General features: G+C 59.6%; 26 protein-coding genes. 12 read left to right on the top strand and 14 right to left on the bottom strand.

What is annotated here, in order from left to right:
* Nucleotides 1–85 precede the first annotated feature (85 nt).
* Entirely contained in the window at nucleotides 86–1,870 is a 1,785-nt protein-coding gene (locus tag AC57B1_RS07090) for a hypothetical protein (protein WP_496417083.1), read from the top strand.
* A gap of 800 nt (nucleotides 1,871–2,670) precedes the next feature.
* On the opposite strand, the gene AC57B1_RS07095 is transcribed toward AC57B1_RS07090, so the two are convergent.
* The 7 genes from AC57B1_RS07095 to AC57B1_RS07125 all read right to left on the bottom strand — a co-directional run bounded on the left by AC57B1_RS07095 (nucleotide 2,671) and on the right by AC57B1_RS07125 (nucleotide 8,971).
* Entirely contained in the window at nucleotides 2,671–3,918 is a 1,248-nt protein-coding gene (locus tag AC57B1_RS07095) for a type II restriction endonuclease (protein WP_496417084.1), read from the bottom strand.
* Nucleotides 3,915–4,361 carry a very short patch repair endonuclease gene (locus AC57B1_RS07100; protein ID WP_496417085.1) on the bottom strand — a complete coding sequence of 149 codons (447 nt, stop codon included), beginning with the start codon at nucleotides 4,359–4,361 and terminating at the stop codon, nucleotides 3,915–3,917. The genes AC57B1_RS07095 and AC57B1_RS07100 overlap by 4 nt, the downstream gene beginning before the upstream one ends.
* On the bottom strand, nucleotides 4,361–5,632 hold the full coding sequence (gene dcm / locus AC57B1_RS07105; RefSeq protein ID WP_496417086.1) for a DNA (cytosine-5-)-methyltransferase: 1,272 nt from the start codon (nucleotides 5,630–5,632) through the stop codon (nucleotides 4,361–4,363). Before dcm ends, AC57B1_RS07100 begins: the two co-directional genes overlap by 1 nt.
* 166 nt (nucleotides 5,633–5,798) lie before the next feature.
* Nucleotides 5,799–6,602 carry a hypothetical protein gene (locus tag AC57B1_RS07110; RefSeq protein WP_496417087.1) on the bottom strand — a complete coding sequence of 268 codons (804 nt, stop codon included), beginning with the start codon at nucleotides 6,600–6,602 and terminating at the stop codon, nucleotides 5,799–5,801.
* 162 nt (nucleotides 6,603–6,764) lie between these two features.
* The gene (locus AC57B1_RS07115) at nucleotides 6,765–7,271 is read right to left on the bottom strand and encodes a hypothetical protein (protein ID WP_496417088.1); all 507 of its coding nucleotides are present in this window, start codon (nucleotides 7,269–7,271) and stop codon (nucleotides 6,765–6,767) included.
* Between the two features lie 140 nt (nucleotides 7,272–7,411).
* Nucleotides 7,412–7,765 carry a hypothetical protein gene (locus AC57B1_RS07120; protein WP_496417089.1) on the bottom strand — a complete coding sequence of 118 codons (354 nt, stop codon included), beginning with the start codon at nucleotides 7,763–7,765 and terminating at the stop codon, nucleotides 7,412–7,414.
* Nucleotides 7,766–7,816: 51 nt separating this feature from the next.
* On the bottom strand, nucleotides 7,817–8,971 hold the full coding sequence (locus AC57B1_RS07125) for a hypothetical protein (protein WP_496417090.1): 1,155 nt from the start codon (nucleotides 8,969–8,971) through the stop codon (nucleotides 7,817–7,819).
* 136 nt (nucleotides 8,972–9,107) lie between these two features.
* On the opposite strand from AC57B1_RS07125, the gene AC57B1_RS07130 reads away from it, so the two are divergent.
* Together AC57B1_RS07130 and AC57B1_RS07135 are read left to right on the top strand one after the other, a co-directional pair.
* Nucleotides 9,108–9,800 carry a hypothetical protein gene (locus AC57B1_RS07130; RefSeq protein WP_367840982.1) on the top strand — a complete coding sequence of 231 codons (693 nt, stop codon included), beginning with the start codon at nucleotides 9,108–9,110 and terminating at the stop codon, nucleotides 9,798–9,800.
* The gene (locus AC57B1_RS07135) at nucleotides 9,797–10,981 is read left to right on the top strand and encodes a tyrosine-type recombinase/integrase (RefSeq protein WP_367840983.1); all 1,185 of its coding nucleotides are present in this window, start codon (nucleotides 9,797–9,799) and stop codon (nucleotides 10,979–10,981) included. Before AC57B1_RS07130 ends, AC57B1_RS07135 begins: the two co-directional genes overlap by 4 nt.
* 254 nt (nucleotides 10,982–11,235) lie before the next feature.
* Here the strand turns inward: AC57B1_RS07135 and AC57B1_RS07140 are convergent, their stop codons facing one another.
* The 6 genes from AC57B1_RS07140 to AC57B1_RS07165 all read right to left on the bottom strand — a co-directional run bounded on the left by AC57B1_RS07140 (nucleotide 11,236) and on the right by AC57B1_RS07165 (nucleotide 17,118).
* Nucleotides 11,236–11,520, bottom strand: coding sequence for a type II toxin-antitoxin system RelE/ParE family toxin (locus tag AC57B1_RS07140; RefSeq protein WP_007182872.1), 285 nt, complete (start codon nucleotides 11,518–11,520; stop codon nucleotides 11,236–11,238).
* On the bottom strand, nucleotides 11,517–11,795 hold the full coding sequence (locus AC57B1_RS07145) for a hypothetical protein (RefSeq protein ID WP_007182873.1): 279 nt from the start codon (nucleotides 11,793–11,795) through the stop codon (nucleotides 11,517–11,519). The genes AC57B1_RS07140 and AC57B1_RS07145 overlap by 4 nt, the downstream gene beginning before the upstream one ends.
* Before the next feature lie 487 nt (nucleotides 11,796–12,282).
* The gene (locus tag AC57B1_RS07150; protein ID WP_496417091.1) at nucleotides 12,283–13,554 is read right to left on the bottom strand and encodes a hypothetical protein; all 1,272 of its coding nucleotides are present in this window, start codon (nucleotides 13,552–13,554) and stop codon (nucleotides 12,283–12,285) included.
* A gap of 271 nt (nucleotides 13,555–13,825) precedes the next feature.
* Nucleotides 13,826–14,854 carry a ParB/RepB/Spo0J family partition protein gene (locus AC57B1_RS07155; protein ID WP_007182875.1) on the bottom strand — a complete coding sequence of 343 codons (1,029 nt, stop codon included), beginning with the start codon at nucleotides 14,852–14,854 and terminating at the stop codon, nucleotides 13,826–13,828.
* Nucleotides 14,844–16,082 carry a ParA family protein gene (locus tag AC57B1_RS07160; protein WP_408293154.1) on the bottom strand — a complete coding sequence of 413 codons (1,239 nt, stop codon included), beginning with the start codon at nucleotides 16,080–16,082 and terminating at the stop codon, nucleotides 14,844–14,846. The genes AC57B1_RS07155 and AC57B1_RS07160 overlap by 11 nt, the downstream gene beginning before the upstream one ends.
* Nucleotides 16,083–16,734: 652 nt before the next feature.
* Nucleotides 16,735–17,118, bottom strand: a complete 384-nt coding sequence (locus AC57B1_RS07165) for a hypothetical protein (RefSeq protein ID WP_157187854.1) — start codon at nucleotides 17,116–17,118, stop codon at nucleotides 16,735–16,737.
* Here AC57B1_RS07165 and AC57B1_RS07170 point away from each other — a divergent pair.
* The 8 genes from AC57B1_RS07170 (at nucleotide 17,107) to AC57B1_RS07205 (ending at nucleotide 23,253) form a co-directional block, all read left to right on the top strand.
* The gene (locus tag AC57B1_RS07170; RefSeq protein ID WP_157187855.1) at nucleotides 17,107–17,709 is read left to right on the top strand and encodes a hypothetical protein; all 603 of its coding nucleotides are present in this window, start codon (nucleotides 17,107–17,109) and stop codon (nucleotides 17,707–17,709) included. The genes AC57B1_RS07165 and AC57B1_RS07170 overlap by 12 nt on opposite strands.
* A 100-nt stretch (nucleotides 17,710–17,809) precedes the next feature.
* The gene (locus tag AC57B1_RS07175; protein ID WP_007182877.1) at nucleotides 17,810–18,088 is read left to right on the top strand and encodes a ribbon-helix-helix domain-containing protein; all 279 of its coding nucleotides are present in this window, start codon (nucleotides 17,810–17,812) and stop codon (nucleotides 18,086–18,088) included.
* A complete protein-coding gene (locus tag AC57B1_RS07180) occupies nucleotides 18,088–18,405 on the top strand; it encodes a type II toxin-antitoxin system RelE/ParE family toxin (RefSeq protein WP_007182878.1) in 318 nt (105 codons plus the stop codon). The genes AC57B1_RS07175 and AC57B1_RS07180 overlap by 1 nt, the downstream gene beginning before the upstream one ends.
* A gap of 236 nt (nucleotides 18,406–18,641) precedes the next feature.
* On the top strand, nucleotides 18,642–19,670 hold the full coding sequence (gene mnmH / locus AC57B1_RS07185) for a tRNA 2-selenouridine(34) synthase MnmH (RefSeq protein ID WP_496417092.1): 1,029 nt from the start codon (nucleotides 18,642–18,644) through the stop codon (nucleotides 19,668–19,670).
* Between the two features lie 250 nt (nucleotides 19,671–19,920).
* On the top strand, nucleotides 19,921–20,970 hold the full coding sequence (locus AC57B1_RS07190; RefSeq protein ID WP_496417093.1) for a hypothetical protein: 1,050 nt from the start codon (nucleotides 19,921–19,923) through the stop codon (nucleotides 20,968–20,970).
* A gap of 327 nt (nucleotides 20,971–21,297) precedes the next feature.
* Nucleotides 21,298–21,561, top strand: a complete 264-nt coding sequence (locus AC57B1_RS07195) for a hypothetical protein (RefSeq protein ID WP_035518300.1) — start codon at nucleotides 21,298–21,300, stop codon at nucleotides 21,559–21,561.
* Between the two features lie 14 nt (nucleotides 21,562–21,575).
* Nucleotides 21,576–22,295 (top strand): autoinducer binding domain-containing protein, encoded by a 720-nt coding sequence (locus AC57B1_RS07200; protein WP_084747882.1) that lies wholly within the window; start codon nucleotides 21,576–21,578, stop codon nucleotides 22,293–22,295.
* Nucleotides 22,261–23,253 carry a fatty acid desaturase gene (locus AC57B1_RS07205; RefSeq protein WP_157187856.1) on the top strand — a complete coding sequence of 331 codons (993 nt, stop codon included), beginning with the start codon at nucleotides 22,261–22,263 and terminating at the stop codon, nucleotides 23,251–23,253. Before AC57B1_RS07200 ends, AC57B1_RS07205 begins: the two co-directional genes overlap by 35 nt.
* 71 nt (nucleotides 23,254–23,324) lie before the next feature.
* Here AC57B1_RS07205 and AC57B1_RS07210 read toward each other — a convergent pair whose 3' ends face one another.
* A complete protein-coding gene (locus tag AC57B1_RS07210; RefSeq protein ID WP_007182883.1) occupies nucleotides 23,325–23,615 on the bottom strand; it encodes an Arc family DNA-binding protein in 291 nt (96 codons plus the stop codon).
* A 432-nt stretch (nucleotides 23,616–24,047) separates the two neighbouring features.
* Here AC57B1_RS07210 and AC57B1_RS07215 point away from each other — a divergent pair, with 432 nt between their 5' ends.
* Nucleotides 24,048–24,431, top strand: coding sequence for a mating pair formation protein (locus AC57B1_RS07215; RefSeq protein ID WP_496417094.1), 384 nt, complete (start codon nucleotides 24,048–24,050; stop codon nucleotides 24,429–24,431).
* Nucleotides 24,432–24,440: the final 9 nt, after the last annotated feature.

Genomic DNA, 24,440 nt, shown 5'->3' on the forward strand with positions numbered 1-24,440 from the left:
GTGCAGACGCGGGCAGGTAAAGTAATACGCGACCGGGGTATTCATTCGCAAGCGAAACAATCCACGCAATACTGGGTCACTAATAATGAGTACTGCAGTTAGTCAATTCTTCGCCGCTCTCACCGCTCAAGAGGCGGCCTTTATTCTCGAGCTTGCCTCGGATAGCCGCGGTTTGATCCTGAAAGCCGCGATCAACGAACTCGACTGGTACTACTACAACCTGTCGCGGCGCGAGGTTGCGACTTTTGACCAGACTGAACAGTTCTACCTGCTGCAACTGGGTCTCGCACGTCTCATTAAGCTGTCCCTAGAAGCCCGTCCGGCTTTCAGCGTTCCGAGTGTGATGTTCCAGCGCGACCCCGGAATTACCCTTCCCGTTCTGCAGATCGTAGGGGGATTGGGCATGATCGAACATGGCAGACGCATTGCGCAGTCAGCATCGACCGGACTTTGCAGCATCGAACGTACGGCGGAAAACGAATTCCTGATTCGTTTGCCATCCGTTGTTCCCGACGACGAATATTATGAAAGAGCCATCGGAGAGCACTACCGCGCTCAATCGCGCAGGCGGATCGAGGAACTCTTTGAATCGGACCACGCGCGGGATGTAAAAGAAGAAGTCGGGGAGACGCTTAAAAAACTGGTTTACCCTTTCCAGCGTCATTTCATCGGGTACCACGCGGATCCCATCCTAGACGATTACTTCTTCACGGTTGCCTTCAGCGAAATTCAACTAACTGACGGATACGATTCGTTTCATGGCTCAGTGAAGTTTGGCGGAGTAGCTTTCCAAAAGTATGTTCTGGCTCTGACCTTCTTCGTCGCAATTTCGATACGCCATGAGCGATTCGCTGAAGCGCTTGTCGAAAAGGTGCCTAACGTCAGATTGGAAGACGTCCTGACCATCACGTCCGAGACGGAGTCCTTCATCCAAAGCATCAGGGACGCGATCAACCAGTTCGGCAAAGTGTATGACGGATTTGAAGACGCGACACTGGAAGACGCCCGGCGCGTCTTTGAGGTCCTTTCTGTTAGCCGAAGGAATACCGCTGTTCTCAGCCGACCCGCGTCGCCACTGCCTATGATGGTTCAGTCATCGGATCAAGGATTCATCCGTTCTATAGCCGCTGCACACATTAGCCCGATGCAGTTCCTGCTCGATTCTTTGAGACATCATTATCCGCGAGACTACGACAAGCATCAGCAGTCTCGCGAGAAGTCGATGCAGATGGCCATCAAACGCGTGTTGGGTGACGCGTTCTCCGGGCTTGCATGTCTCGAAAACATCAAAGTCAGATTGGGCAGGCGCGAGCTCACCGATATCGATCTTGTGGTGATGGAAGAAGGCACCGGTACGGTCTTCCTCTGCCAGATCAAATTCCAGGATTTGTTTGGGGCAGATCTTCAGTCGAAGCACAGCCGGACGACTAGACTTAGAGAGCAAACGCTCAAGTGGCTAGCGTCGTTGGACGAATGGATCGGGGCGGTCGGAGACGCTGGTGTTCGTGCGTCTCTTAGATTGCCCCGGCGATTCCCGCCTTTGCGCATTTATCGCCTCGTTATATCGAGGCACTACAGCTATCCGTTGAGAGATTTGGCACAGGATGCGGCCACGGCGCACGCCAATTGGTATCAATTCTTCAATTCAATCGAGCTTGTCAAGTTGGAGACGCGTAGTGGACGCACGTTGGACGATCTTGTGGCGATGCTGAAGAGAATGGAAGCGCCCGGAGGGCCGCAATCTCACCACGACGAACCACGAAGCGAATGGATCATTGACAGTCTAAAGTTCACCGTCATCCAGGAAGGAACTGATGCCTCACCCGTCTCTTCGCACGCACAAAGTCCACACCAAGCAAAGCGCGGATAGGGAGGAGCGGAGACTGGTTGTGCACCTGATCGCCCCGCCACAGTAGCGGTCGCAGATAAAAATGCCCCACCGAACGTACGCTCGCGATAACGATCGTAATCGCACGTTCGTGACGGCTCCAATTTTCGTCGGGGCGCGGACGACGGGAGTTACCGCGGAGTGGCGTGCTCAGCTATTATCTTTGGCGCTTCCGGTTTGATTTGATTCAGAGGTAAGACCCCGCGAGGTTGTTCCCGGTGAGGCACGACCGTCCTCGCCGCAGCCGGCGCACCGCAATCAGGGCGGCGAACGTTTTCATAGGCCTGCCGTATCTCGCCCGAGCACCGAATTCCGCCGCGTTACCCGAATTGCTCGATCGAGCCATCACCGAAGCGCGGCATGAATACGTCGCAAAGAACATCGTCCTTTCAAACGAACAGCGGTAGTGGCAGTGGTTGCACCACCGTCGGCCTGGTGCGGCGCACACGTACGCGTGGAACTGCAGCGCCTTCTAGCGCCGAGTTGACGCGGTCCAAACGGCGGCAGATTTCAGAGAGACTGCGCTCCAACGATACATGACCCGGGAGTCCCTGAAGCACTGCCTCAAGCTCGTCGATAAGAGCCAGCAGGCTCGCCGCACTCGGACCACTGCGCTTCAACAAGCGATTTGTCATCGGACCATCCCTTCATGTCTGTGCCGAGGTCGTCAGGCGTGGCGCACCGCGTATCCTCGTTGTACTCCCATTGCCGCCTGCTTTACCAACGACACGGCGGATCATCGAACAACGACGGCTCACCCACCGGTGGCAAGCATAATTTGACTACACATCCTGCCTCCCGCGGACCAACGTAACAAAGTCTGCCACGCTCATGAGCCACGCCTGCTGCGTGGCTGTGTAGCTGTCGTGTAACCGCGTAGGCAGTACGAGTTGAAGGCGCTTGGCGCGCATCTCGTCAGTCTGCGGTTGGGAGATCGCCGTTTCAAGTGTCAGCAGGTGCTTTTCATTGATTCGGTCAGCCTCAGCGAGAACCTGTCTCCAGCGATCCTTGCAGGTCGACTTGACGCCGAGCATCGTGAGACGCACTGGATCGAAGTTCGCATCGTGATACTCGACGACGCCGGGAAACAAAAAATCGGGTTTCGACTTGTTTTCGGTCGCGGCGGTGCGTGCATAACGAATGCCACTTTCTGCAAACAGTAGTTCGAGGTGGTTCTCGAGTGCGAGGCCAACGCGGCTTTTCCGGCGATTCTGCACTGAGAGCGAGAAAGTCAGGAACCCGTCGACGTCGACCTTGTTGTCGCGGTCCGCGCCAAACCCGGTCGAAAGCCTGTCAGCGATCAGATAGCGCTCCAGTGTTCGAAACAGGATCTCCTCCCGTTCCATCCAGGCCATCACGACGACGTCCGGATCATCATGTGGACTCAGGTCCGCAATGGTTGAGCGTGCGTACTCGGAGAAGACCCGGGTCGTTGGAAATTTGCCACCGAAGCGCTTGAGCATCTCCTCAAGATAGGTTTCCTCCGACGTCTCGACGGCAACGCCGATACTCTCCAGAATGAATCGGGACGCAAATTCGATTCGGTCCTGTTCGGTTTCCAGTTCCGACTTGATGGAAAATCCCGGATGCGCAAGATCCGCAAAGCCGAACAGCCATTCGATCTGCCGCCCGATGCTCGACCCGTTCTCGGCAATCACGACCAGCAGGCCACCATCACGTCGTTTGGCGATCACGAGAAGGTCGCCCGCTGCCGCGTTGAGCGACACATTGGTCGTCGGGAAGTAAAGGCGATACTCCCATCGTTGAACGTTGCGCTCGATCCGCGCACGCTGACGGGCGTCATACCAAGTGAAGACCGCGTCCTCCATGATGGGCTCATCGTCCTGATCTGACAGATAGAGGAGCTTCGCGTCGTAGCGGACCTTGCCGTCCGGCTCCCCCAGGATGGTGCGCAGCCCCTCGACACCATTGAACTCGTGCTGGTTCGAGTGGATCACATCAGCTTCGACTGTACTGAGTCGCTTGGCGGCCACACCTTCGAAGTATTCCGACAGGTACCCTGGCTTCATCCCCGCTGCTCCCATTCGTTTATATTGCTCTGTAGCCAACCCGCGAGCGCCCCAGCAACGGCCTCGAGATCGCGCCCCCTGCCCCTGACCGCACATTCCCAGACGATGCCGACCCGCCAGCCCGCCGCGAGGAGAGCCTCACGCGCACGTTGGTCATTCGCCTGATTGCGACCAATCTTTTCGCGCCAGAATTCAGGCCGTGTCGAGGGCCATTTGAAATACCGGCAATCGTGTCCGTGCCAGAAACAGCCATGCACAAACACCACGGCGTGATAGCGAGGCAAAACCAGATCAGGCTTGCCCGGTAGATCGCGCGCATGGAGCCGAAACCGAAACCCCCGTCGGTGCAACAGGCAGCGAATCAACATTTCGGGCCGTGTGTCGCGCCCCCGAATGCCGGACATCATCCGGCTTCGGGTCGCGCTGTCGACCACGTCGACCATCAGGCAAACAGCGGCAGGGTCTGAGGTGCGCCGTCGCGTTGCTTTGCAATCAACGCCTTGACGTGCGGTGCCATGATGCGGGCCACTTCCTGCATGACCGGCACCACGACACTGTTGCCGAATTGGCGATAGGCCTGCGTATCGCTCACCGGAATCACGAAGTCATCCGGAAAACCCATCAGGCGCGCGCACTCGCGAGGCGTCAGGCGACGTGGCCGCTTGCCTTTTTGCGCCAATAGGATTTCGGAGCCATCCTTGTAGTAGCGGGCAGAGAGGGTACGCGTCACGCTCTCGGCCTGTACAAGGCCAAAGCCGAAGCCGTTACCCGCCGCGCGATGCTTTTCGGCGTAAGCCTGCAGGTACGCCCACAGCTTCGGTGTGAGGGTGTATTTCGGCTGCACCTTTCCCTTGGCGTGGTCAAAGAACCGGTCGCCATCGTGCTCGAGCTCCGGTTCGGTACCGTCCGTCTTGTGCAGGATCGATGCAAGGCGCGGCCCCTCGGCCGGCAGGCGCAGGTCATCCCACGAAAAGGCCGTCTTCTCTCGAAAGCCCACAATGACAATCCGTTCGCGATGCTGGGGCGTGAAGTGCTGACCGTCGATAACGCGGTAGTGCACGTCATATTTAAAGTCGTCCTCTAGCACGCGCAAGATGGTTCTGAACGTGTTGCCCTTGTCGTGCGACAGCAGGTTCTTCACGTTCTCCAGCAAAAACGCAGCTGGTCGCTTGACGTCGATGATGCGCGCCACGTCATAGAACAACGTGCCTTGGGTCGTGCACTCGAAGCCATGGGGGCGGCCCAGCGAATTTTTCTTGCTCACGCCGGCAATGCTGAACGGCTGGCACGGAAAACCGGCAAGCAACACATCATGCGACGGCACGGACTCGGACTCGAACTGCACGATGTCACCGACGAACTGATGCGAGTCGCCGTGATCCGAATAGTTTTTGAGATACGTCTTCTTCGAAAAGTCGTTCCACTCGCTCGTGAAGATGCATTGGCCGCCGTGGTCTTCGAAGCCGCGGCGGATGCCGCCAATGCCGGCGAACAGGTCAATGAAGCGGAATTCGGACTCGCCCTCCGCGGGAGCTTTCTTGCCCTTCGCTTCGAGCATCTCGCGCAACGCCGCTTCTGCGATAACCGGGCAGTTCTTGTCGGCTTCCCATCGACGGATCGTTCTGGGGTTTTTTCCGATGCGCTGGGCGATCTCTCCCTGACTGTAAACCTGCAGGACTTGCTTGAGGAGGTCGTGCGATTCGGCCATGGTCATGTTGCTTTTTCTCGCTAGGTATTTTTGCGGACATTTTGACCGCTGTCCGCCCTCGTGTCCACCTTTTTCTGACCCCGTGGGATCGACAAGTTCAACGCTACGGTGCGCCGATCTGAATCCCACGAATGCGCCGACCCTGAGCGTTTGTCCTAGCAGAGCGCCGCAGTTATCGAGCCGACGGCAGGTTGCCACGCTGTGCAGCCAGCGCGCGCCGGTATTGGTCGTTGTCCAACATCAGATGATCGACGCGCTCGCGCAGCTGGCGAACTTGTGCACGCAGGGCATCGGCGTCGGCCGACGCCTGCAAGCGGACCGAGTCGTTCTGCGATTTCAGGAACCGTTCTGTGCCGGACAACTGTTCGGCCACCTTGGCCAGCGCGCCGGACCCGCTGGCCGACGCAGCGATCACCTGATGCAGTTCCGCAAGCATCTGTTTCACGTGCTGGCCCGCAAGATCGCGGGCAGCCTGGGTCTCGCCCAGTTCGCGTCGCAGCCGCGCATTTTCGTCGTCGACACGGCGGATCCGGGCATGTGCATCCTCGAGCGCTGCCTCGGTGAGCTGAAGGCGCAGCGTTGCCTCGCCAGTAATCCCCGATGACTTCGCACCGCCCTGCTGCGCGGAGACCGAGGCCACCTGTTGGGCAAGTAATGGCGCGACGGTCTCGCGCAGCATTGGTTCGAGCATGCGCCGCAGGGTATGCACGTCGAGCCCCGGCCCATCACCCGGCTCACTGACCGGCCCGCCGCGTGTGGGCGCGAGCGCCTGCGCGCGCGCGATCGCCTTCTGGATGGTCGGCGCACTTGGGCATCGCGTCACCCCCGTCATCGCCGACAGATCGCGTAGCAGCCGCACGTAGGTCGTCGCGCCATACAGGCGTCCGGTCACCGCGCGCACGTCGTCAACCACGCTATCCAGGAAGCGTGCGTTATCCAGCGGAAAATCCCGGTCGCGCGCCACGATCGCGTCCATGATCTCGCGCAGTTGTTCGTCAGGCCAGCTCAGGCGTGGACGCGACACCCTCTCCCCCTGTTGGTCCGTTCTGGTCCGGTTGGTACGGCACGCCCCATGGCGCGCTCGTTGACGGTGCTCGCCAAGACGGCCGCACATTGGCCCGCGAGCGCCTCGCGCTGTCTAGTGGCGCGCATCGAGCTCATCCGGATCCGTCAGGCGCCGGCCGTTGATCACGAGCGCGGCGGTAGGCGCGAGCTCTGGAAAGCGGGCAAGTTCGGGCTCGTTATCGAGCCGCACCCAGAGATCGCCGCCGGCCCGCTGGTTCGCGTTCACGATGCGCAGGCACGGCGTGGCGCCGGAAGCCGGATCCAATTCCCGCATCGTCAGCCGCGCATCGTAGTCCCCGGCCATCACCTGGAGCCGCGCGCCGGCCAGTGACCCGACCGGCGCCGTCCATCCCGCATATCCATGCGAGTGCTTGAGGTGAATCCGGTACGTCAGGTATTCAGGCACCGAGAACCCGTCGGCATCGAGCAGTCGTTCATCGAGCTCGAGCACCGTGTCCAGCAGCGGGATGTGTCCGATGCGTTCGATCGCGGGTCGCGTGCCGTACCGGGGCTGCAAGCCACGCAGGTTGATTTCGGGTTGGCCCGAGACACGGTATTGATAGACATTGATGTTTGCCATACTGACTGTGCTTCCTCATTCCTTGTTTGACTCGCGCGCCCCTCGCCGCTTGATAATCGCGAAGGGCGCGCGCCGGCTGGTAGGGACCCTCGAAGAACCCCGCAACCATAAATACGTTCAGCGCACCGGCTCACCGTCGGTCAGAACAGTGATGCCTGGCGCGGGTCCCGCAATGGGGGACGCGACACCTTCTTCGCCCGGTCTGCACGTGCGGACACACGGCGCTTCGCGACACGGCGCAGATGCGCGATGAGCTGCACGGGCGCACCGTCGACCGCGAGGGTCAGGCTGAAGTGACCGGTTTCGCCCGGCGCGCTGGCGCCATGGGCGCGCAGCGACGGGTGCAGCGCGTGGCGTCGCGCACGGGCGATCAGCTGCGCGCGGCTCATGCCTGGCCAGCAGTCAGCTACCAGACGCCTCACGGCAGCAGGCAGCGCTTCGGGCTCGACATGCGCCGGCAAAGCCAGCGCGATCAGTTCAAACGTATCGGCCATGTTTTCACTAACATACGAGTCAGTCCGCGATTCGCTCTGTCCCGTCTTGCCCTACGTACGAGCAGCACGCGCGAAAAGGTCCGAAAGCGCCCGTGCCACCTCGAGCGAAATCTGAGCAAGGCCCTCGGTTGGGCGCGAGCCTTCCCTCAGTTGTACTCCCGGATGTATCAGATTGCGCGACGAACGCAGTACGTCTGCGTGCTTTCTCAAAGCGGCGTCGATGTAACCGAGTTCGGCCGCGACCTTGATCAGATCCACTAGCTGCCACTCTCTGATTGCCGGAGTATGGCCGCCCCTTCGCGGTATTCGTCGAGCGGTGGGCGCCGCCAACGCGGCGGCCTCGTTACGGCTAAGCCACGCCTGCAAAACCGCCTCGATGATCGATCCATACAGCGCGGTCGTCGCCAGCCACGCGCGTGCACCGGCACAGCGGGTGGCTTCATCCCATAGAAATTGCAGAGTGTCGGCCTCGCTTGCAGACAGTCCCAACTCCATGAACGGCGGTGAGGGAATCTCCACAGGCGCCAAAACCGTACGCGGCGGGTGCAGGCCCAGCCGGCCAATCACGGCCTGTACATATTGCTTGCGGCCCTCGATGGACAGCGAAATGTTGCGCGCAGCAGGGTCTTGCAAATGGCGATTCGTCGTGATCATGCCTTTCTGGACCAGGGCGTCGATCGCTGCTTCGATCCTTGTCGCCGGTGTGTCGGGTAAGTAGACCCCTGGCAGGGAGTCATGGAAACTCGGGTAGTCGGGGTTGGCAACGCTGACCTCACCACCACTGCGTACCAGTGCCAGCAGCACATCCTCCAGATCGGCATCTCCTCTTTTCAGCGCCGGGTGACGTTCACCTCGCGCCTGCCGAAGTCGTTCGGCGGCAAGAATCCCTTCCCGCGTCGCATACCAGTAGTTGGAACGATTGCCGACCAGCAAACCCTCGGCCTCCATCTGCTGCATTTCCGCCCGGATCTGAGGTATCTCGAACCCCCAAGCGACCTCTTGCGCAGCGACCGGGTTCGGTTGCCATTTCCGGTTGCCTGTTTCGACGTTGCGGATCATGTCGGGGGCGAACATCTCATGCTGAAAGATGGCATCGCGAATGGCCACGTGGGACGGTTGACTGCTCATGCGTTGGGTTCTTCGGCTGCCGGCCGCATCGGTGGCGGCCGCTGTAATCGGCGCCATGCCGCGATTTTGCCACATCATGGCGTAATTTTTATAACCTTATCAATTACGTTACTTTCATCTAATGGACATTACCGCCATAATGTCCAGCAGTTTGCTATAGTGCTTTTGCCGCCCGACGGGCGTCCCGACCCCGAAAAAACGACGACAAAACCGCATGGACGACACCCCCGACAAGCTGCGCCGTAACGTGATCGTTCTCGCGGCCGCGATCCTCGCGATCGCGTTGTTCCACCTGTCGTTCAGTCCAACCGGCACGCTGCTCGGCTTCGCCCAGGTCGGGAATGTCAGCCCGTTCAAGGTGTGGCTGGCGCTGACGTTGACGCTGCTTTACGTCGTGATGCGGTATCACCATTCGGACGAAACCCGGAAGGAGCGTGCCTACGTGGCCGAGCAGTTCCGCGAACTGCGCCGCGTGGCGATCATCCACCGGATCGAATCGGCGGTCCGACGGTATTTTCTGCAAGGTGTGCCTGTCAGTCTCTTCGATGACTCCGTCGAATTCCTCGACGGTGACATCGAGAAGCACATGGCACGGGATGGCCGGGCCAGCGAGGTGGATGACCTGCAGATCGGCACCGCCGATCCGACCGCCGGGCAGCCGTGGTGGCAGGGACGGGTCGGCGTCCAATTCCACGCGATCTGGCCGGGTGGCGCGTATGGCCGGTACGGTGGCAACCAGCCGGCGTACACGTTGCCGCGCGCCGACCGCATATGGGTCAGCGCAGTGGGCGCGTTGCGGGCCGCGACCGCCTCCCGCGCCGGCGTGGACATCGGGCTGCCGTACACGACGGCCGCACTGGCCGCGCTGACGAGCCTGTACAAGGTGGCGTACTTTTTTCCGCTATGACAACACCTTCCGTCATCCTGCCAGCGGGTGCCCTGCCCTCGAACCGGCTCGCGAGCCCGATCCTGCCGCCCGGGCTCACCGACGAGGCGATCGTCGGCCGCTGGCTGACCGCGAAGGCGACCGGCCGGGGGCGCCTGGCAGCGACCACCCTCGCGCAGTACCGGATCGAGGCGGAGCGGCTGTTCTGGTATGCGCGGCACGTGGGCGTGCCGATCTCGGGCTGGACGCTGGATGAGTTTTCCGCCTACGTCGGATTCCTGCAGGCGCCCGCGCCATGGGCGGTCCGGGCCCGCGGGGTGCGGCGCGGTTCGCCCGACTGGCGGCCGTTCCTGGGGCCGCTGACCGACCGCTCGGCCGGCCAGACCCAGAAAATCGTCACGAGCCTGTTCGACTGGCTGCGCGACGTGGGGTATCTGCAGTTGAACCCGGCATCCGGCCTGCCCACCGTGGGCCGCCGCGATCCGGAAAAGCAGTCACGCTTCCTGTCAGTCGACGACTGCGCGCTGCTGCGCGAGGCAATCCGCGCGCGTCACGAGCCTTCCACCGAGGCGCGGCTCGCCCGCGCGCGAGACCTGTTTCTGGTTGACCTGTTCGAGCACACGGGCGTGCGCACCAGCGAGGCGGTTCATTGCGCGATGGGCCATGTGCGCATCGAGCCGGTACCGGAAGCGTTGCAGCGCGAGTTTCCGGGTGCCCCGCCCTTCCAGTGGCTACTGCGCATCGAGCGTGGCAAGGGCGGCAAGGCACGCTGGGTGCCGTGCGACGCGATCGCGCTATCGCTACAGGCGTACCGGCTCGCCTTCGGCCTGCCGCCGGTGCCGGCGCCGGACGAAACCCTGCCACTCGTGCTTTCGGTGCGGCGCACGAAGTGGGGGCAGTGGAAAGGTGTGCGTAGCCGCACTGCGGTCTGGGACCTCGTGACTGGTCTCTGTCGCGAAACCGCTGACTACGCCCGCGCGTCGGGCCGGGCAACGGACGCCGCCCGCCTCGAACAGGCGTCGACCCACTGGCTGCGGCACAGCTACGCCAAGGGCCTGGCCGAAGGGATGAAAAACGGACTCGACGCCCGCGCGGCGCTCGACAACATGGGACACGCGGACGCGCGGACCTTCAACCAGTACGTCGACGACGAGCCGCTGAAACGCGCACTGGCGACCACTCTCGCCTGCCAACGCCGCTAACAGGAGTTAGCGGCATTGACAGCGGACAGAAAAACGGTCCGCCTCAGTGGTATGAGCGCGGACCGGAGCGGAGACGGCGGCCAGTCTGCCCGCCAGCTCCGCCCGGCGCATTGGTGCGGGACCCGCTCGCACAACTAAAGTTGTGGCCAGATTTCGACAAATGTGGTGTTCATCCGCTGTCGACCGCGCGTGCGCCACCTTCGACGTTGGTTTCCGGCGCGATGGCGGTGATCGGCTCATCCGGGTCGCCCTAGCTAATCACGGATTGGCGGCCACCGGCGCGCGGTGTGAACCAGTGCCAGCACCCAGATTGTTTCGCCTTCGACCTCATACACCAGGCGATAGCTTTCGTGCAATATCAGCTCACGCGTGCCGGCGATTTTTCCGGCGCGACCCATCAGGGGGAAGTCGGCCAGCTGCGCGACAACATCGCTGAATAGCTCATCCATCCGGGCAGCAGCGCCCACGTTGTCGGTCGCGATGTAGTCCCACACGTCATCGCGGTCCTGTTCCGCTTCTGGCGTCCAGACGACCCTCACGCCTTGCCTGCCGCACTGGCGCGCCGGGCGGCGAACCTCGCTTCAACCTCATCATCCGGGCGGCCGCGGCCGGCACGCATCGAGGCGCGGCCGGCTTCGACCTTGCCACGCAGGAACTCATCATATTCGCGCGCCTCGCGCTGGCGCTGCACGAAATCGCGCATCAGCTCGCGCAGAACCTGCGACGCCGGCCGATGCGCGGCTTCGGCTTCGGCCATGAACTCGGCTCGTAGCTCCGGTTCGAGCTTCATGGTGAATACGGCTTCTTTCGACATGGGACAATCTCCAGCAATAAATACTGACCAAGTATATACGTTTTAATTACCAGGTGCGGTCGCTGCCCTGCAGGGTGTTTGACTGTTTGGCTCGTTTGAGCACGCGGATAGCCATGTCGGAATTGCCGGGCCAATCCAGATCGCTGTCAGGGTTTTCGCCACCTCTGTCAGGCGTGGCCAAATTGGCTATAACCCAAACAGCGGCTATGACCCGCGACGTCGTGAGGAAGATCCGCCGCGCGACGTGGTTATGCCATAGCTGCACGAAGCCGCTGTCGGCGGCCCTGTTGCGTCAGGGCGTGGCAGGCAAAGGATGCGAGCCGGGGTTATCGTCCTTTCCGTGCGAATTCCGGCGGCGTCACGTGCGCCGCGGCTCGCAACAAGGTTCGGCGACGAAGCGGTTTCGTGTAATCGAAGAATGCGTAAATCGGCGATCGTCAAAGACTTTTTTGGGGCGAACCGCCAGTTTTCAAACGATTAGCCCTACTCACACTGCACGTGCCAGCGCCGGGGAGAACCTACGCAACGCTCCTTTTAAAAGGGCCAGGTTCTCCGTGACAGCCTCGGTGGCGATGCGCGGAGCATCGACAGCCGGGAGAACCGACGAGGTCGCCCGACAGCGCGCTTGGGCAAATGCTTCGAGATCATCCGGCTGTGCTGGTCGGATCTGACCGTTCTGGAGTGCCTTCGCGAATCGCAGTTGCCATTCACCCGCCTCGCGACGTGCGACGCCCTCCTCCACGTTGTAGACCACCAGCGACAGTCCGTCAGCATCGACGACGAGCTTGCGCTCACCGACAGCGTCGACGAATGACTGACCCGCGACCTCGCGAACCAGCGACTCGGCCGCCTCTTGGTCCTCGACCGCAGCACGCGCGGCGATTTGCTCTGCGTAGCGGGTGCGGATCTGGAATGAGAAATCGGCGGTGCTGGTCAGGAGGGCGCGCAGATAGCAGATGGGCCGCTTGGCTTTCTTGAGATGCTCCCACGTTGCTTCGACAACATCAGACAGACGCTTGCCCTGCTCACGTGCTTCGCGCATCAGTTTGAAAATCAGGAAATCCCGAAAACCCAGGGACTGCAGACGCTGAAGGTCCACAGGCACCTGCCCCGGTTGTCTCTTTTGTAAAGAGGTGGGGAAAAGATTCTTATATATACCACCGTCTGCCACCTTGGCAGACCGGTAGGAAAATGCTTCAGCCGCTGCAGTACCGGCTTGCTGAACTCTGACATTGGTGCTGGATGAATCCACCGAATCAGCCTTTTTTGCTTCGACTAGCTGAACAGCCGGGATTGGCTCTGCTGCCAGCCCGAGAATGATGGCGGCACGTTCGGTCAGGTGAAGATAGGCGCGACCAAAGAGACCCGCCTGCACGTATCGGCGTTGCGGTGGCCGGTCGATCAGACCTGCGGTTTCTAGATCATCGAGGCTTCGGTAGAACGTCCGCTCCGACTGCATCGACCGTTCCGTCAGCAACTCACGTCGGGCGTAAATATGACCGTAGGGGTTAGAGGCGTCAACGGTGCGTGCAAGTGCAGCCAACACGGAGCGCGCCCGGGCAGGGATCCCATCGAGGCGCGAAGCGCGATGGACGGCCCGCAGGATGGCCCAAGGCAGGTTGACGGAATCGGAACTCAGAGCGATCGCGTTGCTGTCCTCGGTTGCCTGAGGAGCAGGGGAAGCATCGACGTTTTCGGTTTCGGGGAAGTCCGGGCGTAACCCTACCTCGCCAGCAACGAAGTGTTGCGCGATAGACATATCCAGCGTCCATTTCTTGAAAAATGGATGGAGTACGCTTGACTGTCTGATTCGATCGGCTACACTTCGAGGTGTCAACGCTCAACCCGATTTGCCGTCGGGAAGTGCAGCCGGGCGAGTGAACAGCAAGCCCGTATTCAAAAGCCTCCAGCGCCAACTGGAGGCTTTTGTCTTTTATGCCCTGCGATCAATTCATCTTGCGATCCCTTTTTGCGTCGAGCTGAAGCCGTTCGCGAAAGATTCAAAGTTCAAAGTCGTTGATTTTAAACAACTATTTTTCGGCGACCTCTGTCTGCTCCGTCTGAGTCGCCGCTGCGCGCTGCTCTAGAACTTCCTTTAGCGCCGACTGGACCGCTTGAGCTTCAGCCTCCGACTGGAACTCCAACCGCACCACATTCTTGGCCTGACGCACATCACAGTACGTGCCCCGCCCTGCCTTGATCTTGAAAGACGTCGCCGCAGGCGTCGCCTTCTGCTTCGCGGGGTCCGCGCTTGCGAACTTCACCGCCTGTGTTTCATCCAGTTCTTTGTTCGCCAGCCGCCGGGCTGCGAGCACAACCCGATCTGCCTTTCCGCTTCTGACCAAGCGCGCCAACGCATAGCCAGAAGTCGCGCCCATGAGGGCAGGCTTCTCGTTCAGAAGGGCCAGAACTTCGGCCGGGAGATCGTCAAACGCCATCAGTGCGGAAACCATCGATTCGTTCACCCCGGCCTGCTCTGCCATCTTGGCCTGGGTCATGTCCGGGAAGCGTTGGCGGATGTCCTTGAAGCCGAGGTACTTCTCGTAGTCGGTCAGGTCCGACTGCAACAGATTCGCGTAGAACGCAGCGAGCGCCGCTTCGGCCTCGCTCGAATCGTCGTCCAGTACGCAGTCGATTTCTAGCCGACCTAGCTCCCGATAGGAGTCCGTGCGCCAGTGTCCCGAGACGATTTCAAAGCCGCCTTCGACGCGAGGCCGGATGCCAACAGGCGTGGCCAACTTGTTGTGCCGGAGGTTCTCGCGCAGTTCGACGAACGCCTCTGGCGACTTGTAACGCCGCCGGCCCGGGACTTCGTGTAGGTCGGTCAAGGGCACTTTCATCGAGCCCTTGCCACTACGCTTGGCCGCTTCCAGTTCTGCTTGCAGTTGCTGGATCCGCTCCTGATACTCACGTGCTTCGAGGCGGAAGGCGCCCAATTGCGCCGGCATGGTCGCAGCGCGCAGCGCTGCCTCGGGAGGGCGCGCCGCAGCCGCAGACTCTGCTCTGTCAGCGACCCCAGCCGTGCGCGCCATCAGGCGTTCCTTCAACTTACTCGACATTCGCTTTCTCCTTCTCCTTCAGCAACTGCGCGGCCCACGCACCTTGAATATGTCCTTCGATCTCGTCGACCATGGCATCGAACGAATCAATGGCGCGGCTGTACTGTCCCAAGGCCTGAACGTCGTAGATGGTCTTGAACTCAGCTGCTGCGTTCTTGACCACGTCCGAATCCTGAATCTCTGCCCGACCCAGCAACTCCGGGTAGGTCTGCTGAATCCATGACCGAACGACGTCGGTGGCGTCAACCCGCGGCTTCACCTTCGAGAGGAAGATGCTGATAAATGCAAATTCCTTCTGCACGTCGCGGTCGTCGGCCAAGGCTTTGAACAGATCTGCAAACTGCCGGAAAAACGACGCGCTCGAGGCGTAGTCGAGAGTCTCGGGCGGCAGCGGAACAATCAGGCCGTCGCTCGACATGAAACAGCTAGTCGCGAGGTAGGCAAGGCTCGGCGGTGTATCGATCACGATCACGTCGTACTTCTCGCGGATCGGACCCATCGCCCGTTCCAGAACCTGCCAGAACTGGTAGTTCGGATCCTTCGACTGCCGGTTCGGCAGGTAGAAATCCGCGCCAAACAGAGCAGGGCAAGCCGGGATGAAATCCAGGTTGTCCCAGTAGCTCGGAAGGATGGCGTAGTTCAGGTCCGGCTGTTCCTCGTAGACGAGCGGCATCACCGTCATTTCTTCGGTGACTTCCGGCGTCGGAACGTAGCCCATGAGCGTTGTCGACGAAGCCTGTGGATCGAGGTCGATCAGCAGGACTTTGTGACCATGAAGGGTCAGGCCCTGAGCGATTGCCACAGCGCTGGTCGTTTTGCCAACGCCGCCCTTGAAATTCCCGATGGCCATCGCGAGGCCGAGCGCCCCTTCCGGACGGCGCTTGTACGGCGCCGCGAGACGAATGAACTGCTGTGCTTCCGCGAGCGTGAACTCACGATTGCGTCCATTGCCGGTAAGGGTGCCCGTGGGATACTCTCCCTTCTTGTTACCCCGTGTACACAGGTACTGGATCTGGGTGCGCTCGATCTTGCAAAGCTTGGCCACGCGCGACGCCGTGAGCATGGGCGCCATCTTTCTGGGCCAAGGCTCTAGGAGATCGTCGCGTAGCTGCGCGAGCGTCGCCTCTGCCCGGTCAGCAATGGCGATCAGTTGGTCGATACCAATTGCCTTGCGAGGCGGCGGTAGTTCCTTAGTAACCATGAGGTACCTGCGAATTGGTGTTGTCATCGAAAACCGCGAAAATCACCAAAGTTCGATGACGCGCGATTTCGGCGAATAATAGCCGGTAAACTCGTAAACTTGAAGGTTTACTTTAGGTATTTGTTGCGAAACCAGTCACACAAGGATTCCGAGTCTCCGCGCGGGTAGGTTGGCCGAGGTTGGAAATCGCCGAACCGAAGTAATAAAAATGTAAGAAAACCGCGCGCAAGACTGGAACGTGCGCTCGCCCCGATCGGATTCAAAGTTCAAAGTCGTTGATTTATTTGGGACTATTTTTTCGGAAACACCTGTCTTTAGCCGTGTTCGGTGTGCTTTCCTTGGCTCCCGCACGGGCGACTTTATGGCCGCGTCCGTCACTCTGCACTCGTCGTTCAGCTTCTCGCTCGCCCACACCATGCCGAAACACACCGGGGGCGACGCAATCACTCCTCGTTCGTGTCGTCGGTTCCCATCCGCTCGGCTTTGCAACCCCGTCAGTCGAGTTCTTACGTTTTCAATCACAAAACCCGCAACCAGTAGCTATGCATTAGCCGAATTCACCTGGCCACCGCCAATCTCCCCGTGGATCATCTTTCGCGCTGCACATTTGCACGGCGTCCCCGCGCCTGCTCTCCGTCCTCGCCCGCACTGCCGACGCTCATCACCCTTACGCTGCGGTTTACGCGCGCCGCGAACTGCTAACCGGCCGCGACGTAATCCATGCGCGTTCTATCGTAGCCTCGATGATCTCGAAGCCGCCGGCCTGATCGTCCGCCCTCCACAGAGACGCTATGGCGAGGCAGGCCTGTTTGGTCGCGCTTACCTCCACCGCACTGAACAGATTGCCCAGCTGCTCGGTCTCGTCAACGCGCCGGCCATCGCCAGCGCCCCCGAACCTGATCACCATGACGCAGTCACCCCTGAGGTCCTTTCCTTGCAGCAGCCGTCTGCCAGCGTGGCAGACGGTGCTATATATAAGCATCTTTACCCTGCTTCTTCTCAGAAGAGACAACCGGGCCAGCTCCCCAGCGACCTCGAGCGCCTTCGCCGCTTGGGATTTCATGAATTCCTGATCTTCAAACTCATGCGCGAAGCCCGCGAGCATCAGAAGCTACTTTCCGATGTGGTTGACGTTGCCTGGGACCACCTCCGCAAAGCCCAGCGTCCCATCAACTACCTGCGCGCGCTGCTGCGCTCGACCGCTGATTTCGCCTGGCAGGCTCGCAACAAACGGCAGGCTGCGGCCCGACGCCACGAAGCCGACCAGGAAGCGCTCCGGGTCGCCACCGTGGTCCAGCAGAATGCCGGCGGGATCTTCTTCGACTGTAATTCCTCGCGACGGATCAGCGTCGCCAGCGACGCCAGCATGGTCATCGCCCACGAATGCGGGGAGGCCGCACCACGCGTTAGCGCCGGAAACTGGCAGGTCAATTTCGTTGCCGCGATCGAAAGCGGACACCTCGTTCCGGCTACGACGGAGCGGGAGGCGGCATTCGAAAGCAAGCGGCAGCGGGGCAGAGAAGACCGGCAGGCGGCACCGCGTCTTCAACCCACCCACGCGATGCCGCGGATTCTCACCGAGGAGGCAGGCGAACGGCTTGCCCAGATGAAGAACTTGCTGCGTGCAACCGTTGCCGGAGTTCGTGCACACTGACGCCGTGAGGGTGTGTGGGTACTTGTCGACATGCAGACGCCTTGCAGGTGTGGAAGGCAAAGTGTAGGATTAAATCCTACTCTCAGAAGGGAGACTTCCCGTGCGATCAACCCAACAATTCAGCATCACGCTGCCCAACGAAATGGCCGAGGCAGTCAGGTCCAAGGTGGCGGCTGGCGAATACGCGACGGAGAGCGAAGTGATCCGCGATGGACTCCGGGCGCTGCTCGCGCGTGACCGTGCAGTGGAAAGCTGGCTGCGCGAGCAAGTCGCGCCCGCCTACGATGCGCTAAAGGCTGATCCGTCTCGCGCCATCGGCGTCGACCAGCTGCGCGCATCGCTTGCCGCTGAACACCGCAAGGCCATCGAAAAAGCGTAATGTCCTATACCGTCGTCTTTACACCGGAAGCGCAGGAACAGCTGCTCGAGCTCTATCGCTACATTGCGGCCGCAGCCTCGCCGGTGACCGCGGAACGCTATATCAGCGCAATCATTACGTACTGCGAAGAGTTGCGGACATTTCCGCATCGGGGCAATCGCCGGGATGACATTCGCGAGGGCCCGCGCGTCACGAATTACCGCAAGAGGGTAGTCATAGCTTTCGACGTCGACGCGGAGCAGGTCTCTGTGATCGGCATTTTCTACGGCGGACAGGACTACGAGACGGTCTTGCAGGATGACACCGACGACTCCTGACTCAGCCTGCAAGGTTTTCCGCCCACGCTCCACAACAACTATATCGGCGAAGCCACTCCCGCTGTTTGTTTGAGCCGTCGAGGTGATCTAAAGAATCCTTGAAGCCACGCGATATTCGCGAGAGGCATTCAGTACACGCACATCGTCGCGGGTGCTCAATCGCTCGACGCCTTGGATCTTAACCGATTGGCATAGAGCACATTAGTTGTACGCCAAAAACTACAGGGTAGGTGGGCATGTACCGATTCGAAGATTACGACCTTATCATCGACGCGCGCAGCGAACGCGAATACGCCGTGGATCACATCCCCGGGGCGATCAACCTACCCGTGGTCAGCAATGACGAATACGCCGAGGTCGGCACCCTGCATCGGACCGACAAAATGCGGGCCTATCTGATCGGCGTTTCCTATTCGCTGAAAAACATTTCACGTCACCTTGACACCGTAATTGCGGCCCGCCCACGTCATGGCAGGGTGCTTGTGTATTGCTTTCGCGGCGGAAAGCGCAGTCGCCTTTGGTTTGATGCTCTCGATACGATCGGCTATAAGGTGGACCGCTTGCCGGGTGGCTGGAAGGGCTATCGACGTTGGGTCAACGAGCAACTGGCAACGCAGCCACGCGAGTTCTCGTATGTGGTCCTGTCAGGTTCGACTGGTTGTGGAAAGACTCGATTGCTCGATCAACTCGAAGCCGTCGGTGCGCAGGTGTTGAATCTGGAGGCGCTCGCGTCTCACCGGGGTTCGGTCATTGGTGCGATACCTGGTACGCCGCAGCCGACGCAGAGATACTTTGATAGCCTGCTGCAACAGAAGCTTAGTACCTTCTCGCCCGGCCGCCCGGTGTGGGTGGAAGCAGAGAGCAAGAAGATTGGCAATGTACAGTTACCGCCGGCGCTGCTCGAAACAATGCATATGAAGGGCAAGCTTGTCTGCGTGAATACGCCGATGGCCCAGCGAGTCATATTGTGGCGCGAGGATTATCATCATTTCGAGCAAGATCCGGACGCCTTTGTATCGAAGCTCGCCTCTCTACGGAGCCATGTCGGAGGCAAAGAGTTTGCGATGTGGCAGGAAATGGCCAGATCACGGCAAATACCCGAGTTGTTCGAGCGGATCATGGTCGCGCACTACGATCCCGCCTATGCGCGGTCGACGCGGCGCAGTTATTCCGAACTTGCAGATGCACCAGTCATTGACTTGCAGGAACTGTCGCCTGACAGTCTCCGCGCCGTGGCGCTTGCGCTCATTCAGCGCTTCGGCTAACCGGCCCGTTCGCTGAAACTGTCTCATCGCCAATTACGCCAGCGATACGGGTGGGATAGGGCATATTTGCCACATCACTTATGCAATAAACATAGGTGTGCAGAGAAATTTCCGCCTTATAGCAGTAGGCACCTTTCTTCGTGTTTCCGTTTGTAACTGAATTGGCGGAGGCAAAGGAAGGGCGCGTATGGTCATATCTTATGAATTGATCTAATCGGGACAGATTGACTGATTGGGATTTCTTCGGAATATGACCACGACAATCGAAGACCGCATGATCTTGCTCCTGAATGAGCAGGCACGCCTCGCGCCAGGTGAAGACGAAAGGCCAGAGGGGGCGTTGCGCAGGGCATTCGGTACTCTGCTCCCGAGGCCCGAGCCTGGCCGGGGTTACTTGGAACGGCTGACGGAATACACTCGTATTTCCGTTCAGCGCTGGCGTAAGGTGTTTCATCGTCGACAACGACCCACGCCAGACATGATCGAGGCGCTGGCACGTCTTTTCCCGCACTATGCTTTTTGGCTTGTTACGGGCATTACAGACGCGGCTAATGGCCATGTTGCACCGGATAACGCGCAAACATTTCCGGAGCGCCTGTATCCGCAGTCAGATGGCGCATCCCAGTATTTCCGCAAATCACTGGTTCTATTTCGCAGACTGTTCGAGGAGTCGGGCGTCAATCTGGAAGATGACCATCAGCGCATGTATGCGGCGGAGCGCACCAGGCCGCTCGCTCACTGGCACGACAGCCCGCTTGTCGATGCGGCTTACCGGATCTCTCAATCGAGGGAGTACTGCGAACTGCGTGAGATCTGGGAGTCCCGCGAGAAGTACCGGGCTGATGACCTGAAACGCATTTGGCCAACATCCCCTGACGATCGGCCGTGGGTTCAGCGCGCCAAGGATGCAAAGGAACAGGGGCTTTCGTTTCCCATACTCGGCGTCGATCCCCGCACAGCGCACCAGGACCACTGCGATCTTTACTACGTTCCGCGAGCGCCTTGCCCAACGCGCTTCGCATTGAGCGTTCTAAACACATCGCCGGCGGAGTTGACTGGCGAGGAGTTGGAGTGTCTGCGCACGTGGCTGAAGAAGCTGCAGGACGATGACCTGTCCGTGTTCTTTCAGTATCTCGAGCATCATGGCATCGACCGCGAGTTGATTTTCCCGTGGGAGCCCGGAACCATACGATTCGCGTGGCTCGGGATGGCCGAGTCCGAGATAGACCGGTTCGTCAATTACGTGCAAAGACTTCGTTCGAGTCGACCGTGCGATACGTATCCAGCACGGGCTGGATGAAGGCTGGCGCTGCGCTTGGGTGCATGAGGTGGCCCGGCGATTCGCCGGAGCGAAGGTGATTTCTTGGATTGGGAACTATGAGCGACTGTATTAGCATTGTGTGCCCTTCTTGTGGGGCCGATCACGGTGATGATGGATGGGAAGTTTTGCAGGAAAACGAAGTCCATCGGATGAAGTGCGAAGTCTGCCGCGCGGAATTTTTCGTCTCGATCTTCGAGTGCGAAAGATGTGTGGCAGACAATGTGATTTCGGCTCTGTCCGATCATGAAGTCAAGAATAGGACGTGTCGTGCGTGTGGACATCGCCCCGAGATCGAAGGCGAGGATTATGAAGAACCTTGTCTATGAGCGAGCTGTTAGCGCCGATGCCGAGAAGGTGGGCATTCGCCTCTATCAGGTGCCAACCGGTTTCATTGCGGAAAGGTATCTGATTCAGGGTGACGAACTGATGCTGGTTCAGATTTTGCCGGTTTCATCAAAAGGCGAGTTTGAAAAGTTCGTGCTTTCGGACCCGCATCATTCGGTGATGCGGGCAATTTATATGGAAGTGCGAAACATTGTCTGGGCGGATGGGGTTGGTGAAGTAATCTAGACGGATCGATCGTAATGGAACTGAGCTTTGATGCCGTTATAAACGCAGCGGATGAATTGGAGTTGATACCGCTTGTTAGGGACGCGATTCGTTCGAAGGGGGCCGAATGGTTTGTGTTCGTTTCGTTGCATCCTACCGATCATTCAGCCAGCCGTTCCACCCATCGATTCTTGATCGGTTGTCGCCCTGAATGGTGTCAACTGTACAACGCGAACAGATGGTATCTGACGGACCCTTGTCTCGATTACGCACGATCGAACACGGCGCCAGTGTTGGGTTCGGAGTTGCCAGTCCGGACCGTTGGGCAAAAGCGGATGCTTGAGGTGGCCGCGGAACACGGGTTTTGCAGCACATTCCTCATTCCTGCGCACGCTAGCGAGAAAGGGCGGATTGGAGCTCTCTACCTCGGCTCGAGCACGAAGCCCGAGGAAGGTGAGCCGAAACTCAGGGAGGGGAGAGCATTTTTCCGGGCCCTGGCACTGGAGCTTCTCGATTGGTCATCGCGAGCAGTGCGAGAAGATGCGATCAGGAAATGCGGCCTTTCGCACCAGGACGTGCAGTTGATTGGATTCGTCAGATCTGGCTTCAACGCGGGTGCGATCGCCGACGAGCTGAAGGTGTCTTCCACAACTGTCTATAGGCAGTTCCAACGGATCAACGAAAAGATTGGCGTTTCGCACATTACCGCGGCGGTGCGGTTTGCAGAAGAAAATGACATCTTTACGCACCAGTAAGGGCGGGTTCTGGCTATCGACGCTATTACCAGCGACTGCGGCGGCATTGTTCTTTTACCGGCATCCCTGGCTGTTTTTGCTGCTCCTGGTTGCGGTGGTTCCGGCCGCTGACGCGCTTATCGGGCAGGACGTGGGGGGCAGAAACCAGAGGGCGAGCCAGGCGCCGATCGGGGCTGTGGTTCCGGTCACTTACATTTGCGTGTGGGGCGTCGCGGTGCTTGCTGCCGTCGAAAGAGCGATGAGCGCGAGACCGCTGGAGTTTGCCGGACTGGTGATTGCCTCCGGAGTGGTGAGTGCTTTTGCGATGGCGCACATTCATGAGGTAATGCACCGGGGCGGGCGTCGGTCCAAGTTGATCTCCGACGTAGCGCTAGCTGTCGCTGGATACCCTCACTACCGAGTCGTACATCAACTCCACCATGGTCACGTCGGAGATCCGCGATACGGCTCAACGGCCCATGTTGGCCTGTCGGTTTGGTGTCACGTCGGCCGCTCCTTTTTCTCAGCGCTGAGATCCGCTATCGCTTACGAGCTGGGCCCGGCCCGCAGTTGGAGGGAAAGCCGGCTCCTGCAGATCGTCTTGGTCAGCGTAGCGGTAGTGGCTCTTTTCGCGTGGTTTGGTGGCTGGCATGGGGCCGTCTTCTACGTCGGGCAAGGCGTAGTCTCCGTTTTCGTCGTAGAAACGGTTGGCTATCTGCAGCACTATGGCCTGTGCGGCAGTCCTGATCAATTGGAAAATCAGGTCGCGTGGGATGTTAATTTCTGGCTGTCCAACCGGTTATTCGTAAATAACGGTCTTCACACTCACCACCATCTAGAGCAGACGCGTACCTATGATCGCCTGGTTCACGCCGGGAGAGCGCTTCCTGGCGGCTATCTGCACATGTTCGGCCTGGCGTTAATTCCACCGCTCTGGTTCTCGGTCATGAACCAGAGGCTGCCAAACGCAAATGACTAGCATAAAACGCTGCCGGTAGCAAGGCTAAGTGGGCCTCTTGAATTCGTCACACCATCTGCCGGAAAGTGTCACTACGGTGTTGTCTTGGTAGTGCGCTTGCGTGCGGCAATAGCGAGCATGCGTTCGGCGAACATCGTTATCTCGTCTGGGGTCATGAGTTCGGCGAGAGACATGGTAGTGACGGTTTCACGCATTTCGTCGACATCGGTATCGTCGCGGAGGACGCTGAGCCCGGGATAGGTCGACTCCAAACGAGCGACCAGCTCAGCGTTGAGTGGGCGCCGATTCTTCGTGGCGGATTCCTTCAACTGGTAGTAGAGGGACCACGGTAGCCGGAATTGTGAGCGGTAGCTGTCTTTCATAGTGACATTTGACACTATGGTGGCGCTGGAATATAGTGACACAGTGTCACTATATAGTAGTGACAAAAAGCACTAGAGGAGAGGGAATGGGTGACATCGTTCGCTCGCAGTGTCGACTCCCCCGAGAGCTAAATGAGTGGCTCATCGAGCGGGCAAAGCAGGAGGCGCGGTCGAAAAATGCGCAGCTGGTTGTTGAGCTTCGTACCCGTCGGGCCGAACTGGAAGATGAGGCGGTCTGCAAGGGATGCGCATCGGATGCGCCGGCGTCGCCAACGTCGCGACAGGAGGAGGTGTCAGAAGGAGATTAATTTGGCTCGCATCGCGATCCGGCCAGGTTGTTGATGGCACCCGGAGAGCGATAAGAGCGGTTGATGTCGGTGCTACCAACACTGACACCAACCTAACCATTTCGCAACCCTGTGAGGACTAACTATGGCTACCGCCATTATAGGCGCGGTCACGCTCGCCCCTGCAATTCAGCACTTCTTCTTTAGCAAGTCACCCTCGCGGATGCGCTCGCAAACAAAGTCGGTGGCCACGCTGGCCCTGTTGTTCGTTGCTGCGGTGTTCCCCGAATACGCCTATGCGATGGATTACAGCACAGGCACTGGCCTGGTTCGCGATTTCGTTAGCTGGCTGTTCGTCGACGCGGGTCCCTATGTCTTCATGGCGATTCTCGGCATCTGTGTGCTCGGGGTGCCGAAGGGTTGGATTCCGATGAAGGGTGCCGTGATCGCAGTTATCTGCTCATTTGTGTTCTTTGCGGTCCCTTCCATCGTCCGCTATGCGGCGTCGGTCGCTTCCTCGCAGATCTGAGGTGAGGTC

Source organism: Paraburkholderia sp. BGA-UO-ETr-F21, assembly GCF_059567925.1.